The 16,846-nt window shown below is 61.0% G+C and carries 21 protein-coding genes; 12 read left to right on the top strand and 9 right to left on the bottom strand.

Annotated elements, in window-relative coordinates:
• Nucleotides 1-94: 94 nt before the first annotated feature.
• Complete coding sequence (locus JLC71_RS06660) at nt 95-298, top strand: cold-shock protein (RefSeq protein ID WP_200917966.1); 204 nt, start codon at nt 95-97, stop codon at nt 296-298.
• Nucleotides 299-443: 145 nt separating this feature from the next.
• Nucleotides 444-653, top strand: a complete 210-nt coding sequence (locus JLC71_RS06665; protein ID WP_200917967.1) for a dodecin — start codon at nt 444-446, stop codon at nt 651-653.
• Nucleotides 654-700: 47 nt separating this feature from the next.
• Here the strand turns inward: JLC71_RS06665 and arfB are convergent, their stop codons facing one another.
• Together arfB and JLC71_RS06675 are read right to left on the bottom strand one after the other, a co-directional pair.
• Complete coding sequence (gene arfB / locus JLC71_RS06670; protein ID WP_200917968.1) at nt 701-1,102, bottom strand: alternative ribosome rescue aminoacyl-tRNA hydrolase ArfB; 402 nt, start codon at nt 1,100-1,102, stop codon at nt 701-703.
• A gap of 33 nt (nt 1,103-1,135) precedes the next feature.
• On the bottom strand, nt 1,136-1,471 hold the full coding sequence (locus JLC71_RS06675) for a DUF2185 domain-containing protein (RefSeq protein WP_200917969.1): 336 nt from the start codon (nt 1,469-1,471) through the stop codon (nt 1,136-1,138).
• 163 nt (nt 1,472-1,634) lie between these two features.
• Between JLC71_RS06675 and rarD the strand changes: the two genes are divergently transcribed.
• On the top strand, nt 1,635-2,570 hold the full coding sequence (rarD, locus tag JLC71_RS06680) for an EamA family transporter RarD (protein WP_200917970.1): 936 nt from the start codon (nt 1,635-1,637) through the stop codon (nt 2,568-2,570).
• On the opposite strand, the gene JLC71_RS06685 is transcribed toward rarD, so the two are convergent.
• Nucleotides 2,539-3,012 (bottom strand): hotdog fold domain-containing protein, encoded by a 474-nt coding sequence (locus JLC71_RS06685; RefSeq protein ID WP_200917971.1) that lies wholly within the window; start codon nt 3,010-3,012, stop codon nt 2,539-2,541. The genes rarD and JLC71_RS06685 overlap by 32 nt on opposite strands.
• Before the next feature lie 177 nt (nt 3,013-3,189).
• On the opposite strand from JLC71_RS06685, the gene JLC71_RS06690 reads away from it, so the two are divergent.
• Both JLC71_RS06690 and JLC71_RS06695 read left to right on the top strand, forming a co-directional pair.
• Nucleotides 3,190-3,924, top strand: a complete 735-nt coding sequence (locus tag JLC71_RS06690) for an NAD-dependent protein deacylase (protein WP_200917972.1) — start codon at nt 3,190-3,192, stop codon at nt 3,922-3,924.
• A gap of 185 nt (nt 3,925-4,109) precedes the next feature.
• Entirely contained in the window at nt 4,110-5,840 is a 1,731-nt protein-coding gene (locus tag JLC71_RS06695; protein WP_200917973.1) for a tetratricopeptide repeat protein, read from the top strand.
• Between the two features lie 181 nt (nt 5,841-6,021).
• Here JLC71_RS06695 and JLC71_RS06700 read toward each other — a convergent pair whose 3' ends face one another.
• Nucleotides 6,022-6,480, bottom strand: coding sequence for an RrF2 family transcriptional regulator (locus JLC71_RS06700; RefSeq protein WP_200917974.1), 459 nt, complete (start codon nt 6,478-6,480; stop codon nt 6,022-6,024).
• Between the two features lie 83 nt (nt 6,481-6,563).
• Between JLC71_RS06700 and JLC71_RS06705 the strand changes: the two genes are divergently transcribed.
• From JLC71_RS06705 to norW, 4 genes are all read left to right on the top strand, one after another.
• On the top strand, nt 6,564-6,878 hold the full coding sequence (locus JLC71_RS06705) for a metal-sulfur cluster assembly factor (RefSeq protein ID WP_200917975.1): 315 nt from the start codon (nt 6,564-6,566) through the stop codon (nt 6,876-6,878).
• On the top strand, nt 6,875-7,909 hold the full coding sequence (locus JLC71_RS06710; protein ID WP_200917976.1) for a DUF8744 domain-containing protein: 1,035 nt from the start codon (nt 6,875-6,877) through the stop codon (nt 7,907-7,909). The genes JLC71_RS06705 and JLC71_RS06710 overlap by 4 nt, the downstream gene beginning before the upstream one ends.
• 100 nt (nt 7,910-8,009) lie before the next feature.
• Nucleotides 8,010-9,401 carry an anaerobic nitric oxide reductase flavorubredoxin gene (gene norV / locus JLC71_RS06715; protein ID WP_200917977.1) on the top strand — a complete coding sequence of 464 codons (1,392 nt, stop codon included), beginning with the start codon at nt 8,010-8,012 and terminating at the stop codon, nt 9,399-9,401.
• Nucleotides 9,402-9,461: 60 nt separating this feature from the next.
• On the top strand, nt 9,462-10,595 hold the full coding sequence (gene norW, locus JLC71_RS06720) for an NADH:flavorubredoxin reductase NorW (RefSeq protein ID WP_200917978.1): 1,134 nt from the start codon (nt 9,462-9,464) through the stop codon (nt 10,593-10,595).
• On the opposite strand, the gene JLC71_RS06725 is transcribed toward norW, so the two are convergent.
• Together JLC71_RS06725 and JLC71_RS06730 are read right to left on the bottom strand one after the other, a co-directional pair.
• A complete protein-coding gene (locus JLC71_RS06725) occupies nt 10,579-10,971 on the bottom strand; it encodes a PaaI family thioesterase (RefSeq protein ID WP_200917979.1) in 393 nt (130 codons plus the stop codon). The genes norW and JLC71_RS06725 overlap by 17 nt on opposite strands.
• The gene (locus JLC71_RS06730; protein WP_200917980.1) at nt 10,971-11,600 is read right to left on the bottom strand and encodes a LysE family translocator; all 630 of its coding nucleotides are present in this window, start codon (nt 11,598-11,600) and stop codon (nt 10,971-10,973) included. Before JLC71_RS06730 ends, JLC71_RS06725 begins: the two co-directional genes overlap by 1 nt.
• Nucleotides 11,601-11,835: 235 nt before the next feature.
• On the opposite strand from JLC71_RS06730, the gene JLC71_RS06735 reads away from it, so the two are divergent.
• Together JLC71_RS06735 and JLC71_RS06740 are read left to right on the top strand one after the other, a co-directional pair.
• Nucleotides 11,836-12,132, top strand: a complete 297-nt coding sequence (locus tag JLC71_RS06735) for a DUF3303 domain-containing protein (RefSeq protein ID WP_200917981.1) — start codon at nt 11,836-11,838, stop codon at nt 12,130-12,132.
• 117 nt (nt 12,133-12,249) lie between these two features.
• Nucleotides 12,250-12,795, top strand: coding sequence for a hypothetical protein (locus tag JLC71_RS06740; RefSeq protein ID WP_200917982.1), 546 nt, complete (start codon nt 12,250-12,252; stop codon nt 12,793-12,795).
• Nucleotides 12,796-12,897: 102 nt separating this feature from the next.
• Here JLC71_RS06740 and JLC71_RS06745 read toward each other — a convergent pair whose 3' ends face one another.
• The 3 genes from JLC71_RS06745 to JLC71_RS06755 form a co-directional block, all read right to left on the bottom strand.
• The gene (locus JLC71_RS06745) at nt 12,898-13,953 is read right to left on the bottom strand and encodes a serine endopeptidase (protein WP_200917983.1); all 1,056 of its coding nucleotides are present in this window, start codon (nt 13,951-13,953) and stop codon (nt 12,898-12,900) included.
• Nucleotides 13,954-13,968: 15 nt separating this feature from the next.
• Nucleotides 13,969-14,337 (bottom strand): hypothetical protein, encoded by a 369-nt coding sequence (locus JLC71_RS06750; RefSeq protein ID WP_200917984.1) that lies wholly within the window; start codon nt 14,335-14,337, stop codon nt 13,969-13,971.
• Between the two features lie 91 nt (nt 14,338-14,428).
• Nucleotides 14,429-15,403: an autotransporter domain-containing protein gene (locus JLC71_RS06755; protein ID WP_200917985.1), complete on the bottom strand. Its 975-nt coding sequence runs from the start codon at nt 15,401-15,403 to the stop codon at nt 14,429-14,431.
• Nucleotides 15,404-15,582: 179 nt separating this feature from the next.
• On the opposite strand from JLC71_RS06755, the gene JLC71_RS06760 reads away from it, so the two are divergent.
• On the top strand, nt 15,583-16,830 hold the full coding sequence (locus JLC71_RS06760; RefSeq protein WP_200917986.1) for a M48 family metallopeptidase: 1,248 nt from the start codon (nt 15,583-15,585) through the stop codon (nt 16,828-16,830).
• The last annotated feature ends 16 nt before the right edge of the window (nt 16,831-16,846 follow it).

Raw genomic sequence — 16,846 nt, forward strand, 5'->3', positions numbered from 1 at the left:
CTCTGGCAGTACCTCGTATCTCCCCACATCCCTTGATTGTCGTGCGCTCGGGCTTTGCCCAATTTTTCAAAAACCTGATTCAAGGGATATTCTCATGTCTAACGGTACCGTTAAGTGGTTCAACGACTCCAAGGGCTTCGGCTTCATCACTCCTGACGAAGGCGGCGACGACCTGTTCGCGCACTTCTCGCAAATTATGTCGAATGGTTTCAAGACGCTGGCCGAAGGCCAACGCGTGACCTTCGATGTCACCACCGGCCCGAAGGGCAAGCAAGCTTCGAACATCAAGCCTGCTTAAGTCCATCGCGACTTCCGTCGTGATTCAAAAAAGCCCGGCTCTGCCGGGCTTTTTTTCGTCCATCCTTCCCGCATTCGACTCCGTCATTCAGAGCCAATGAGCAAGGGCTATGCTGAAAACTGCCATACGGGCGGAGGACAGCATCATGAGCGAACACGTTTACAAACTGGTCGAGCTGGTCGGCTCATCCACACAAAGCAGTGACGATGCGGTACGCAACGCGATCGCCAAGGCCGCCGAATCGATCAAGCATATGGATTGGTTCGAAATCGTTGAAACGCGCGGCCATATTGTCGATGGCAAGCTAGGCCACTGGCAGGTCACGCTGAAGGTCGGTTTCCGCGTCGACGGCTAGGCGCCCAGCCGGCAACACGCATGGCAAGCACCGCAAACGGGACGCGGCTAATCGGATACCTTGCCGCGCAGCGCCTTGATCGAGCCATGCCGGGTTTTCTTTTCCAGCCGCCGTTTTTGCGAACCATAGGTCGGCTTGGTCGCCCTTCTCGCTTTTGCGGTGACGGCGACGCTGTCGATCAACGCTTGCAAACGCAGCAGCGCATCGGCGCGGTTCTGCTCCTGGCTGCGTGTCTGCTGCGCCTTGATCACCACCACGCCATCCTTGCTGATGCGCGAATCGCTCAGGGCCAGCAAGCGCTGCTTGATGTGTTCGGGCAAGGATGAGCTGGCAATGTCGAAGCGCAGGTGAACCGCGCTCGACACCTTGTTGACGTTCTGCCCGCCAGCGCCTTGCGCGCGAATCGCGCTGAATTCGACTTCGTCCTCGCGAACCGCAATCGTACTCATCGTTGCGCCAAACCCAGCACAGTCACGCCGCGCTTAGTCCTCGTTGGCATCAAGGAAGGTCACGCCGTCCTCGGCCTTGTCGAACTCGGCGCCAACCGGCGAGCCCAGCAAGGGAATGATCGCGGCGTCGTAGTTGGCGACGATATTGACGTCGATCACGGCAAAATTCTTGCTGTTGTCGATATAGGTATCGGATTCGAAACCCGACAGGAAACGCCAGCCGCTATCGGCATCGTCCTCGGGTTCTTCGCGGTACATGAAACCCACCGGGTAGCCTTCAACCGTAATCATGTCGCTGACGACACAAAGGCCATGACCCGTGGCGAGCTCCTGAATTTGGGTCTTGTCGAGTTTGAACTGTTTTTGCATGCTGATTCCCCTTGAGTTGCCTTTGCCTGCAAGGATACCTGCCGGCGCCGGGCGCGTCATGAACGAACACCGTCGTTCAGGGCCGACCATAGGGAGAAGCCGCAAGCCCACTGCTTCGCGGCGATGCTAACATCGAGCCGATAACGATAAAGATTTGAATCATATGACGAGCAATACGCTGTCCGGCCAGGGTGTCCTGCTGTCGGTCATTGCCTCGGTGGTGTTCGGCGTTCTGGGCTGGTTCAGCACGCTGCTGATCCCGCTCACCGGCCTGGAAATCTTCGCCTGGCGAATTGTCTGGACGGTGCCGGGGATGATCGTCGTGGTGTCGCTGCTGCGGCACTGGCCCAAGTTCACCGCGACCCTGGCACGCTTCAAGCGCGAACCCGTGCTGTGGCTGGCGCTACCGGTCAGCGGCTTCCTGCTCGGCGTACAGCAGTGGCTGTTCATGTGGGCGCCGCTGGAAGGCCGGTTGCTGGAAGTCACGCTCGGCTATTTCCTGCTGCCGCTGGTGATGGTGCTGGTCGGCTATGTGTTCTATCGAGAGCGCCCGAGCAAGCTGCAGTGGCTGGCAGTCGCGTTTGCCTGCGCCGGCGTGCTGCACGAGTTGTGGCTGACGCAAGCGTTCTCCTGGGTCACGCTGGTGACCGCGCTCGGCTATCCGCCCTATCTGATGCTGCGCCGCGCGGTGCGGCTCGATCCGGTCAGCGGCTTCCTACTTGAAACGCTGGTGATCGTGCCGTTCGCGATCTGGCTGATCATCAGCCATCCGTTGGCGACCGACGCGCTGCTGACCACGCCTATCCTGTGGCTGCTGCTGCCCTGCCTTGGCGCGATGACGGCGATCGCGTTCGCCTGCTATCTCGGCGCCAGCAAACTGCTGCCGATCAGCCTGCTCGGGATACTCGGCTATGTCGAACCGGTGCTGTTGTTCATCATTTCGCTGCTTTTCCTTGCCGAGCCATTCAGCGCCGCCGGGCTGGGCACCTATGTGCCGATCTGGATCGCCGTACTGCTGACCTGCAGCCACAGCGCGGCAACCCTGGCAAGGCAGCGCCGTGCGGGACTCAACGCTTCTTCGCCGACACCCACATCGTGATCGTCGCGCGCACCACAACCTGACCGGCACGGTCGAGCACGTCGACATTCACCGGCAGATCGGCGCCATCGTCCCAGGCCGCTGGCGGCGTCACCGTGGCGATCGCGCGCAAGTCGGTGTCGGCCTTTTTCAGATATTCGACGCTCATGCCCTTGGGTATCCAGCGGTGCGTGGCCGGGATGGTCACGTCGGTCATGGTGCCGGCGGCGAGCTCGGCCATATTGCACATCGCAATCGCGTGCACGGTACCGATGTGATTGAGTACCTTGCGGCGCTTGGCGATCGACAACTCGCAGCGACCCGGTTCAAGTACGGTGAAGCGCGGCGAGATCGAACCGAAGTACGGCGCCTTGAAGCACACCAGTCTCGAAAACAGCCAGCGCCCGGCCGGCAAACCGGTGCAGCGTTGCCAGAGGCGAAGGATTGCACTGCTGCGAGCCATGAGTTTTCCTTGTTATGGTGAAGTGGGCCAAGCATTGCACGGCACTTGGCCAGCGCCGATGCGGGCCGGCATTAATACGTTTGTTTTAAACGATGCCGGCGCAAGCGCACAAGCCGCGTTGCCAGCGGCGATGCGGCGCGGCACACTCCGCACATTCCCCGTACCGAATTCAATCCCATGCCCGCCATCGACCACCTCGCCGACCATATCCGTCACGCCCACCATATCGCCGTACTATCCGGCGCCGGCATGAGCACCGAATCGGGGATTCCGGATTTCCGCTCGGCGAACGGCCTGTTCACCGGCAACCGCAGCTTTGCCGACGTGGTGTCGATCGATTACTTCATGGACGATGCCGCCGGCTTCTGGGCTGCATTTCGGGAGATTTTCAAGATCAAGCTCGCCGGCGGCTATCAACCCAACGCCGGGCACGCTTTTCTGGCCGATCTGGAAAAAAACCACGGCAAACGCGTATCGGTACTGACGCAGAATATCGACGGCCTGCACCACAAGGCCGGCAGCGACGAGGTGCTGGAGATGCACGGCTCGCTGATGGGTGCGACTTGCCTGTTCTGCCACACCGGCCACGATCTGGCCTGGGTACAGCAGCACGACGTGCCGCGCTGCCGCGGCTGCGGCATGGTGATCAAGCCCGATGTGGTGCTCTACGGCGAGGCGGTGCCGCTGATCGAACCGGCGTTCGAGCTGGCCACGCAGGCCGATCTGCTGATCGTGATGGGCTCGTCGCTCGAAGTCGGCCCGGTAAACATGATTCCGCTCGAAGCCCGCCGCGCCGGCGTGCCGACCGCGCTGGTCAATCTGTCGGAAACCCGCTTCGATCACGCTTTCGACGTGCGCATCGAAGCCGGTATCGGCGAAACCTGCCGCCGGCTTGCCGATCTGGTCTCTTAGAGCCTGATCCCTAGCTCTTCATCGCCTTGATCCAGCGCTTCACACGCTGCATCGCAAGGCGATGAAACTACGCTGGATAATTTCGAGCCAGCTTCTAAGATCAACCCCAAGACGAGGCCCGCACTCCGCTAATCTACGCTGCGTAGATGTACCGAATGTTCTGACGACGGACAGGGGAGAAATACATGGGACGGGCATTGAAGCTGGCTGTAGCGATGCTGTCGATGGGCCTGAGCGCTCCAGTCTTTTCGGCCCAGCAAACGGAAAGCGTTCGGCCGGTGGACGTCGAGATCAACAAGCTCGACTGGGAAGGAGATCGCCTGAAGAAAGCCGGGCAATATGACGCAGCGATCGCCGTCACACACAAAGCATTGCAGCTGGCGGAGGGGGCGGATGGCGCAAACTCGGAACGGGTCGGCCACTTCCTCACCCGAATCGGTTCGCTCTCGCTCTCCAAGGGCGACCGCATCAGTGCCCAGGCCGCCTATAAGCGCGCGTTCGCGATCTTTGAGCAGAAATACGGCCAGCGTCTGCCGGCATGGAGCTGCTACATTCCCGCGTTGCTTGCCAGCCTGTCCGATAGCCTCCCCGAACTCGATGCCAAGATCGCCTATTACGAGCGCGGGGTCGCCTGTTACGAAGCGACGCCCAAGCCCGGCAACGCCAATGCGGTCGAGGCCGCGTACCAGCTTGCCTATTATTATCGCTACCGGACGGAACGCACCGATCTGATGGCCAAGGCCGCTCCGCTTCTCGATCGCTGGATCCTGATCGCCGTGCGCGACCTGGGGCCGGATCGGTACGAGGTCGCCCGGCTGCTGCGTGGGCGCTCCGCGATCTATGCCGCGGGCGGCGATACCACCAACGCGCGGGCACTCCGCCTGCGCGCGCTTGACGTCCTGTCGAGAGGGCCGGGACCAGCAAAGGGCGACAAGACCAAGCTGAAAGAGGAAGGACAGGTATTGCTGTCGCTAATGGACATGTATCGCGGGAGCAATTTCGATGAAGCCTATGTCGGCTATCAGGCACGCTATGCGGCGGTGCTGGAGCAGACCGAAGGGCCGGCGAGCAGGCTGACGATCTCGGCACGCGAGCAACTGGCTTATCTGCGAGAACAATTCCCCAACTGGCGCCCGCCGTCCGAGGCTGCGCCTGCGCCGACTCCCGCGCCCGTTCGCCAGGCCGCCGTACCGGCGCCGGTCAAGCCATCCCCGGAACCGGCCGGAACACCACAGGCGCGGAGGCTGACGCCAAAGGACGCGGTGCTCAAGGCGCCGAAGGGCTATGAGCATATCAAGCCGGCACAGATGTATTCGATCAGCATCGACGCGCTTGGCGATCCGCGATGGATCGTGGCGGGCTCGAAAGCCGAAGCGATGCAGATCGGGAACCGGATGTACGGCTTCTATGATCGCTTCAACGGCTGCATGAGTCATTGCCCGGACACGATCGCGCTCGAATTCGGCTGGGTCGCGATCATCCAGGCGTTCCGGCCGGGAAACCCGAATCTGCGAGGCGATACGCGCAAGTTCGGCGTCTATGTCGCCTATGGCGCCACGTCGCGGCAGACCGCCATCGACGGCGCGCTGGCCGAATATCGCGCGAAACGCGGAAGCGACGGACCGATCGCGCAGTCGATCCGCGTCGGTTTGGTGTCGGCACTCGACTGGCCGGCAATCGAAGCGAAATTCAACCGGACAGCGAAGGTCGGCAGCATCCCCAATATGGATGAGCTGAACTACAGGACCTTTTGCGACTGGGGGAATGTCCGGGAGCCCGACGGCAGGATAGGCCCCAACATGAACGCCGAGCCGACGACGGGCAATCTGGATCAGGATCCGGCCTGCCGAAACGATTACCGGCCCGGCGAGAAGCTTCCGTCGCTGGTGCTGACAACGGCTCGCCCGGCCCGCTGATGCCGAAGATCACACTGCTTTCAGTGCCTCCTCGACATCGGGCGATCAGGTCCTCGACGCCGATCGAAATGCGCACCAGCTCGTCGGTGATGCCGAGCGCCTTCCTGCGTGCATCGGGAGCCGAGAGCTGATTTCGAATCAGACTCTTAGAGCGCTAATGCCCCAAGGGCATTAACCGCTCCTAGTCGCGACGGGTGATGCTGGCGGGGTCGATGCCGAACACCTGCGCCAGCGGCGCCGGCTGCTGCAACAGGTCCGCCAGCGTATGGCGGCCGAGTTCGGCATAGAACGCTTCCTGCGCATCGCGCAACAGCCCGGTCAGCCGGCACACGCCGCCGATCCGGCATCGCGAGTGCGCGCGATCGAAACACTCGACCAGCACATCGTTGGTTTCGGTCAGCCGTACCAGTTCGCCCAGATTGATACCGGCCGGATCGCGCGCCAGCCGCATGCCGCCACCCTTGCCGCGTTGCGTCGCCAGATAGCCGTGCTGGCTAAGGAAATGCACCACTTTCATCAGATGGTTCGAGGAGATCGCGTAGGCATCGGCCAGCTCGGCAATCGTCACCAGGCGCTCGCGCGCCAAGCCGGTGTACATCAACACCCTGAGACTGTAGTCGGTAAATAGCGTGAGTTTCATAAGGTGTATTTTACATATTGATTTACAAAACGTCGCCGTGATAAATTTGATGCATCAAAAATACACCTTAAAGGTGAGCGGCGATGCAGCTATCCACCCAGCAGATCTTTGCCGCGCTTGCGAACGTCATTGATCCGGAAGTCGGCGAAGACATCGTCGCGATCGGGCTGATCTACGACGTTGCCGTGACCGCCAGCACCATCACGGTGGCGATGACCATGACCTCCCCCGCTTGCCCGATGGGCGAATTGATCCTCGATGAAGTCCGGCATGCGCTGGGGGAAATCGCCCCCGCCGGCATGACGATCAACGTCGATCTGGTCTGGGAGCCGGTGTGGACGCCGGCCCGGATGTCTCCGGCGCTGCGGCAGCGTTTCGGCTGGAAGGATGGCGAATGAAACGGCCGCTCATATTGCTTGCGCTGCCACCGTTGCTGTATCTGGCGGTGAGTGGTGGCCTGCTGCGGCTCGGCGCAACGCTGCCGACCAGCATCGGTGCAATCGCCTGGCATGGTTTCGTGATGATAGGCGGCGTATTCGGCGGGCTGATCGCGCTGGAACGCGCGGTGGCCTTCAAGCAGGCGTGGGCGTGGCTGGCTCCGCTGGCAGCCTTTGCCGGTGGCGTGCTCTTGCTATGCAATCGCCTTGAAGGCGCATGGGCGATAACGCTCGCCAGCGCCTTGCTCACGGTGGTGACGCTACTGATCTGGCGCAAGCAACCGCAGCACTTCACCCTGTTACTTGGCATTGCCGCGGCCTGTTGGCTGATCGGCAATCTGCTGTGGCTTGCCGCCTTTGAGGTCAACACCGTGCTCGGCTGGTGGACGGCGTTTCTGGTTTTGACCATCGCCGCCGAGCGACTCGAACTCTCCCGCCTGACGCCACGGCCGCGCGGGGCCGAGGCCGCCTTTACCCTGCTGACCATCGCGCTGCTGTGCGGGCTGGCGCTGGTGCAGGCCTGGCTGATTGCGCTAGCGCAGTTGCTGCTGGCGGCCTGGCTGGCCCGCTTCGATGTTGCCCGCCATACCGTCAAGGCACGCGGCTTACCGCGCTACATCGCAGTCTGCCTGCTCTCGGGCTATGGCTGGCTCGCACTCGGCGCCGTGACCTTGTGGATCAACGGCGGTTATCTCGGTGGCGGCTACGACGATATCGCGCTGCACGCGGTGCTGGTCGGCTTTGTGATGGCCATGGTGTTCGGCCATGCGCCCATCATCCTGCCGGCGGTGACCGGGCTGCGGGTTCGCTATCAGCCGGTGTTTTACTTGCCGCTACTGCTGCTGCAGCTGGGACTGCTGGCCCGCGTTATCGGCAGCATGGTCAGCCATCCATCACTACTGCTGCATGGCGGCTACCTCAACGCGCTGGCGCTACTCGGCTTCGTGCTCACACTCGCCATGTGTATTCAGCGCGGTCGCAGCACACGCTGATTTTTCGACATGAACGCCGACGGGGCGCGGTCTCATGTCTTTTACTCGCCCTTAAAGATGTATTTTTTATACATTAATAATGTATCAGAGAGGCTTTACGATGGGATTCCAGGTCAAAAACAACATTCGCTGGGTGGGCAAACAGGATTGGGAACTGCGTGAATTTCACGGCAGCGAATACAGCACCCACCGCGGTTCGAGCTACAACAGCTATCTGATCCAGGAAGAAAAGGTCGCGCTGATCGATACCGTCTGGGCGCCGTATGCCGACGAGTTCGTCGCCAATCTGGCCAAGGAGATCGACCTCGACAAGATCGACTACATCATCGCCAACCACGGCGAGATCGACCACAGCGGCGCGCTGCCGGCGCTGATGGCGCGCATTCCGGGCACGCCGATCTACTGCACCGAGAACGGCGTCAAATCGCTCAAGGGCCATTACCACCAGGACTGGAACTTCAAGGTGGTGAAAACCGGTGATTCGCTTGATCTGGGCAACGGCAAGCAGCTGGTCTTCGTCGAAATGCCGATGCTGCACTGGCCGGACAGCATGGCCACCTACATGACCGGCGACGCGGTGCTGTTCAGCAACGACGCCTTCGGCCAGCACTACGCCAGCGCGCAGATGTTCAACGACCTGTGCGACCAGAACGAGCTGTACGAGGAGTGCATCAAGTACTACGCCAACATCCTCACGCCGTTCAGCCCGCTGGTGACGCGCAAGATCGAGGAAGTACTGTCGCTGAAGCTGCCGATCGACATGATCGCCACCAGCCACGGCATCATCTGGCGCGACAATCCGACGCAGATCGTCGAACAGTATTTGAAGTGGGCCGACAACTATCAGGAAGACCAGATCACGCTGATCTACGACACCATGTGGAACGGCACGCGGATGATGGCCGACGCGATCGCCGAGGGCATCCGCGCCGTTGATGCCAATGTGGTGATCAAGCTGTTCAATCTGTCGAATACCGACAAGAACGATGTACTGACCCACGTATTCAAGTCCAAGGCCATCCTCGTCGGCAGCCCGACGATCAACAACGTGATGCTGCCGCACGTCGCCGCGCTGCTTGAGGACATGGAAGGCCTGCGCTTTCGCGGCAAGACCGCTGCAGCATTCGGCACCCACGGCTGGAGCGGCGGCGCGGTCGCGCGGATCGCCAAGCGCCTTGGCGAGGCCGGCTTCAAGGTCATCAACGACGGCATCACCGCCGAATGGCGCCCGACCGATGACGCCCTTGCCGACGCGGTCGAGTTCGGCAAGCGTTTTGCCGCCACGCTGGCTGCGCCCGAGGTCGAAGCCAGCAGCGACTGTGGCTGCCAGAGCAGCGGCAAGATGCGCTGCAAAACCTGCTCGTGGATCTACGACCCGGCCTTGGGCGACGCCAATCAGGGCGTCGCCGCCGGTACCACCTGGGCCGACGTGCCGGACAGCTTCCTGTGCCCGACCTGCTTCATGGGCAAGAGCGACTTCATCCCGGCCTGAACGCCCTGCCTGACCCGAAGGGCCGGTACGCCGGCCCGATCACCGAACAGAGGAAACACGATGAACCGCCCCATCGTCATCATCGGCAGCGGTCATGCCGGCTATACGCTGGCTCGCGCCTACCGCCGGCTGAACCAGACCCGGCCCGTCGTCATCGTCACCGAAGACGATGGCGCCGATTACCCCAAACCGCAGCTCAGCCACGGCTTCGGCAATGGCGCCAGTGCCGAGCGGCTGATCCGCCAGAGTGCGGCCGGCATCGCAGCCGAGCTCAAGGTGATGATCTGCGCTCATACCACGGTGCTGGGCATCGATTTCGACGCGCAGCTGGTCCGCCTCGAGCAGCGCAGCATTCCCTATGGCGAGCTGGTGTTCGCCGTGGGCGCGCAGGCCTACATCCCGCCGATGGCCGGCAACGCACTCGATCAGATGCTGACCCTCAACACACTGCAGGACTACCGACGCTACCGCGAACAGCTGGAACACAGCCGGCATGTGCTGGTGATCGGCGGCGGACTGATCGGCACCGAAGTCGCCCACGACATCGCCCGCCACAAGCGCGTGAGTCTGGTCGATGTGAACGACCGCCTGCTGTCGAAACTGGTGCCTCCCATCGTCAGCACGCAACTGCAGGCCGAACTGGCCGATGTGGATTTCCATTTCAATACCTCGGTCAAGGCGATCAACCGGGTCGATGGCCACTTGCGCGCAACGCTGGCCAATGGTGACATCCTCACGGTGGATACCGTCGTTTGCGCCGCCGGGCTGCGCCCCCGACTGGAACTGGCGCAAGCGCTGGACACCAGGACGGGCATCGTCGTCGACGATCACCTGCGTACCTCGCAAGCCCATGTCCATGCGCTGGGCGACTGTGCCGAGATCGACGGCAAGGTCTTGCCCTATCTGCAGCCGATCACCCTGTCGGCCAACGCGCTGGCGCAGACCCTGGCCGGCACGCCCACTCCGGTGCGCTTCGGCCCCATGCCGGTGGCGGTGAAAACACCGCGCTACCCGATTCAGCTGGGCGGCGTGACGTGCGGTGAGCTGGAATGGGAGATCAATGAGGATGAAACGGGGCTCACCGCCAAAGCCACGCAGCAAGGCGAGATGGTCGGCTATGTGACCGGCGGCACGCACAACGGCTTCCGGCTGTTGTCGCAGCTGCCGCGCGGCGAGGTCAGGCGCGGTATTTGAACGCGCCTTGCGCCGTGGCGATCAGCGTACCGGCTTCATCGATCACCTCGGCCTGCGTGTAATAGATCGTCCGGCCGCCACCGGTGCGCCTGGCCGTGACGGTCAGACGCCCTTCGCGCGCGGCGGCGACGTAGTTGATCGCCAGCGATAGCGTCACCGCGTGCCGTGGCGGCGCATCCGGCGGCACGTGAAGTCCGGCGTAGCCCGACGCCACGTCGAGCAAGGTCGCAAGTACGCCGCCATGCACCATCGCCTGCCGGTTCAGGTGATCCGGCCGTACGGTCATGCAAAACTCGGCATAATCCAGCGACCAAGCAATCAGTTCGATGCCGAGCAGCGCAATGAACGGATTATCGACGTTGTCGTGGGCTTCCATCAGCGGCTCACGATCAGCCGCAGCCCGAGCGCGATAAAGATCGTCCCGGCGATCCGATCGAGCCACAAGCCGGCGCAAGGCCAGCGGTTCAGCCACTGGCCGACGGCACCGGAGAAATAGCCAAGCAGCCCGAACAGCAACGCCGCCTGTACGGTAAACAGCAACCCCAGCTGCGCGGTCTGCCATCCGACGCCGCCACGTGCGACCACAACAAACTGCGGCAGGAAGGCGAGAAAAAACAGCACCACCTTGGGGTTGATCACATTGGCGAGCAAGCCTTTGCAGAACAAGCGCCGCAAGGACTCCGCCGGCGCCTGCCGGCCATCAACGCGCGCGTTGCCACGGCTGCGCAGCGCCTGAATCCCCAGCCAGACCAGATAAAGCCCGCCACAGATTTTCAGTGCCATGAAGGCCGGCGCCGAAGCGGCAATCAGCGCGCTGATTCCGAGCGCGGCCAGCAGCGTATGGCTGAGACAACCGAGCGCACATCCCAAGCCGAACACCATGCCCTGCCTGCGCCCGCGCGAAATACCGGTGCCCAGCACCATCAGATTGTCCGGTCCTGGCGATGCGGTAATCAGCATCGCGGCAGCGAGAAAACCAAGGAACTGTTCAGGGGAAAGCAGCACGGGCAGCTCCGCTCTGTGCATCAGAACCGCGATGATAAGCCGCTTGCCAAGGATACGCACCCGCAAACGGGCATGGCCGTACGTCGCCGAATAGGCTAGTTCAGCCTAGCCGGATTGGGATCGCCAACCAAGATACAAGACAAAGAGACATACGCATTAGCCCAGAACGGGATCAGAAACCCTGCATTGGGCGCATCAGAATCAGATGGTTTTATATTCACCCGCGGGAGGCATCATGCTATTTGCAGTCAACTACCCGTTCCGCGCGAATGTCACGGAGGAGTCTCACAAACGTGTGCTCGCTCTTTTTGCAAATTGGCAACCACCAGCGGCTTATGTTTTCAAAGCCCATTACACCAACGCGGATGGAAGTGGCGGCTTGGCTTTGATCGAAACGGACTCCGCCATCGCGGCGCTGGAAGTTCATAACGCCTGGGCGCCATTTTTTGAATTCAGAGTGGTACCTATCGTTGAAACTGACAAGGCAGTTCAAATCGGCCTCAACAATATCAAGTGGCGAGAATCCATATAAGCCCGCCATTCATGGACGAGCCGTCGATTCCGCCCCGTATCATTTCAGTTCAGCAGATACCGAGGGCAATGATCGAACCGGGCATTGCTCATTGAGCCTCACAAGGAAAAGATTGCGATGAGAAGCACCACAGGAGAAACCTACGGCTTTCTTTCCCAAATTTTCCAGCTTTACCTGATGGTGATCGATCGCCTGCTCCAGACTCCCGAGCTTTCGGCGGAGCTTCGCTATGTACTTATTCTGGTTTATTCCTGCGTGTTCGTGGTCTTCCTGTCCTTGTTTTTCTGGTTTGCCAAGTTTCTCCTGTCCTTGATTGCCAAGGGCTTTGCGGCCATTTTCTTGTACTTGACCGCGTCGCTGGATAATCCCCGCAGCCTTCCATACGTCTCCATTCTGGCGCTGGTTCAATCCATTCCCTGGTATTTCAGTCTGCTCGTCCTCATCCTGGGCTTCTGTGGTTTGGCCGCGCTGATCACAGACAACCCCGTCTGGAGCGAATCCTTCAAATACATCATGGGGGCGACGGTAGGCTCGCTCATTGGGGTCGTGCAGAAGAAAGAACAGGTAGAAGTGGAAACTCGCCTGTATGGCTTACTCGAACGTGAGACAACGCAATCGCTCGACGCGAGCCCCGATGAATCGACGCAACGCGCCGACAAGTAACAGAGAGATGCCCGCCACTTGAGTCAATGGTTTGATGAGCTGCGCTTACCGGCACTCAGGATCAACTGCATCCGCGATCAACATCTAAAGATCGTGAACCACTCAGGCCGGTGCTTGCCCCGCATCGCCGGCCGGCGTGCCACAACCTTGGCAGAAATGGCCGAATGCGCTTTTGCGCGTTTTGCACTGCACGCAATCATTGAACAGGCAGATACCGCAATGCACACAGTAATTGCGGCCGCCGTCTTTCAAATCCACCGGTCGCTCGCAACCGGGGCAGATTTGCTTGGCGAGCCGGGCTTGTGCCAGATCGTAGCTGAGCGCCTGGCGTCTTAATGCATCGGGTTTCTGTTCGGCCAGCCTTTGCTGTGCCAGATATCGCTGCAAGGCGCCAATGACGTAATGGCCGATCAGCCCGGTGAGTACGATGCCGACGATATAGCGGACGTAACCGCCGTAATTGGGCAGATACGGCACCAGCTCGACGAAAAAGGCAAACAGCGCGAAGAAGATGAAGCCCCAGACAAAGGGCCAGTGCGTGCTTTTGCGCTTTTTGACGAACAGCCACGCGGCGATCAGCAACAGCGGCAGGGTGACGGCAAGGCGGAACAGGAAGACGCGCAGCTCCTGTGCCCTTGCGGCGACCTCGTAGGCCTGCTGGCCGCCTTCCTGCAATTTGGACAGCGCCTGCCGGTGACGTTCGGCTTCGCGCTGTAGTGTCAGATTTTGCTGCTGCAAACGCTCGACCGCCTGTTGCGCGCTGCGCTCATGCGCCTTGAGCGCATCCAGCGCGCGCGTTCGCGCGATCAGCTCCTGATCCTGCTCGGGCAGGGCAGTCGCCTTGCGCGTCGCCAGCCAGTTGGCAAAGGTTTCACGCGCGCTGGTGGTGGCGTTGCGGGCGGCGGTAAAGCTCAGCTCGGCTTGCTCGCTGGCGTCGAGCGCATCCTTGCGTTGCGCCTCATTGGCATCGATCGCGGCGCGCACTTTGGCCAGCTGCGCCGGATCGATGAACTGTTCGGGCGTAATGCTGCGTTCAACCTTGGGCAGATCGCCAACGATCAAGCCCCCCAGGCCAATCAGAAAACCGGCAAAGATCAGTGCAATCAGCCAGAGACCGCGCTGAAACCATTTTTCCGAAAACCGCAGTCCCTTGCTCATTACACCTCTCCTGAATCAGGCCCTTTGCCAGATTTCCTCGATCTGCATACCGTCTTCGTCGCCATCGATATGCCAGTAATCTTCGCCGACACGATAGCGAAAAGCGTAGCTTCTGCCGAGCATGGCCGCCGTCGAGGTATGGGTCAGCAGCTCCTGATATTTCCCGCCTTCCGCCCGCCACGTCCCGGCACCGGCGGCGTAAAAGCTGCCGTCCTCCAGATGAGTGATGTAGGAAAAATGCGCGCCAGAGATCAGCTTGATCGAGCGCAATTTTGCCGCGTCGAACTCCTGCACCGTACCGTCGGCGCTGGTGTAACGCGCGGATTTCAGTACCCAGCTACCGGTCAGCGCCGGATCGCTCGTCAGTTTGGAATTGCCAGTCATACCCACCTCGTTGTCATGCTATGTGAAGGGATAATGAAAGCATAAACCGTCAAAGTACGAGTTTGCCCGAATTGCGCCATTGATCCAGCGCTTAAAAGCTGACCGCCAACCCGACCGAGACACCAGAAACGTTATTGCCGAACACATAGCGCGTCACTAGGCGAGTACGCGTAACGATGACGTTGTACTTGCTCGAATCAAGTTCGATCCCCACGCCCAGCGAGGTCAGATAATTGAAGCCAAGCGCGCCGCGCAGGTCGCCCATGAACTGGGTCTGGGCAAATTCGAGCACATAGCGAAACGGCCGGTCGAGCAACGTCCAGTCATCGATGGGTGCGCGATACCGCGCCCACAGACTGGCACTTTCGGCATTGGCGTGACCTTGCACCGCCTCGGCGCTACCGCCGAAGCTGGTCAGGCGGATATTGCTGTAGCGCAGCTCAACGTCGATATCGCGCTCGGCCTGGTAGTCCTCGTAATCGAGCATCAGCGAACCGCCGACGCCGTAGGCACTGAGCGAGCCATTGTCGAGAAAGCCGAACTCGCGGCCGACCTTGTACTCGACGAACCACTTGGCGCCGGTCAGATCGCTGGCCACTTCGCCCACGGCGATATTCACGATCGGTCGCAGCACCAGATTCTCGACGATCGGAAAATCCCAGCCAACGCCACCGCTAACCGCCAGGGTATTCCATTTCAGCGGCAGCTCGCGTTCGTTCTTGCCGTCGGATGCCACAAAGGTTGGATCGTAGCGGCTGTAGGACAGCGCGCCTTCCAGATAGATCGGCACCGATTTGCTCAGCGTGGCACCGCCGCCAAGCTGGGTTTGCATCAGTCCAGGATCACCGGTGCTGGCGCTGTTGATCGCCAGCGAACTGGTCGTCACGTCGGGCACGATCGAATAGCCCATCAGCGCCAACACCCCGTTGGCGCTCTTTTGTACATTGCCACCGACAATGGTGAACTCCCGATCGGACGCAAACCCGGGCTGGGTGAATCCGGCCAGCAGCAGGCCGAACACGGCAAGGTGTTTCGCTTTGGGGCCGGGAGTGAGGAAAACAGGCATTCGATATCGCAAGCGTTTATGGAAACCCGCCCATTGTCGACAATGTCCATGACGGCTACAAACGCCCGTGCGAGAACGCACCGCTACCGCAACACCCCGGCAACCGCCGACAGCAAGCCGAACAGCCGCGTTTGCCGCTGGCCGGTATGCGATAATCGAATGTCTTCCTGGAGTTGCCGATGACCGCACACGCGTTCACTCCCCTGTTCGTTTTCGCGCTGACCGCCAGCGTGCTGCTGCAAATGTGGCTGGCGCAGCGCCACATCAACCACGTGCGCCGTCACCGCAGCGCCGTGCCGGCCGAATTTGCCGGCGAGATCAGCCTGTCCTCGCACCAGCGCGCGGCCGATTACACCGTCGCCAAGACGCATTTCGGCATGGTCACGACCATCTGGGACGCGATCCTGCTGGCGGCGTTCACCCTCGGCGGCGGCATCCAGTGGCTCTCCGGCCTCACCGCCGGGTGGTTCGATTCGGCGATTTTGGCTGGCGTGGCGATGATCGCCCTGCTGGCGATCGCCAATACCCTGCTGACACTGCCGTTTTCGTGGATCAGTACCTTCCGGATCGAAAGCGCTTTCGGCTTCAATCAGACCACGCCGGCAACCTTCTTTACCGATCTGCTCAAAACCACCTTGATCGCCGCCGCAATCGGCCTGCCTCTGGTTGCAGTGGTGCTGTGGCTGATGGATGCGATGGGCAGCAACTGGTGGTTGTGGGTCTGGGCAACGTGGGTCGGCTTCTCGTTGCTGCTGATGTGGATTTTTCCGGCCTGGATCGCCCCGTTGTTCAACAAATTCGAACCGCTACCCGACGAAAGCCTGCGCGCACGCATCGAAGCCCTGCTCACCCGCTGCGGCTTTCGCGCCGGCGGCATCTTCATGATGGATGGCAGCAAGCGCTCCAGCCACGGCAACGCCTACTTCACCGGCCTCGGTGCCAAGAAGCGCATCGTCTTTTTCGACACGCTGCTCAAGCAATTGAACGGCGACGAAATCGAAGCGGTGCTGGCGCACGAGCTGGGACATTTCAAGCGTCGGCACATCGTCAAACGCTTGGCATGGACCTTCGTGCTGATGCTGGGCATGCTCTGGCTTTTGGGCCAGCTCAAGACCCAACCGTGGTTCTATGAAGGGCTGGGCGTACACACGCCGAGCACCGCCGCTGCGCTGGTGCTGTTCTTTCTGGTACTGCCGGTATTCACCTTTCTGTTCGGGCCGATCGCTTCGATGATGTCGCGCCAGCACGAATACGAAGCCGACGCCTATGCCGCCGAACAGGCGTCGAGCAGCGATCTGATCCGCGCGCTGGTGAAACTGTATCGCGACAACGCCGCCACGCTGACACCGGACCCGCTGCACAGCCTGTTCTATGACAGCCATCCACCGGCCAGCCTGCGAATTGCCGCTTTGAAGCGACTGGGCTGACGGTGGCAGCTAAAAA

It is taken from the genome of Jeongeupia sp. HS-3, assembly GCF_015140455.1.
Classification (GTDB): domain Bacteria; phylum Pseudomonadota; class Gammaproteobacteria; order Burkholderiales; family Chitinibacteraceae; genus Jeongeupia.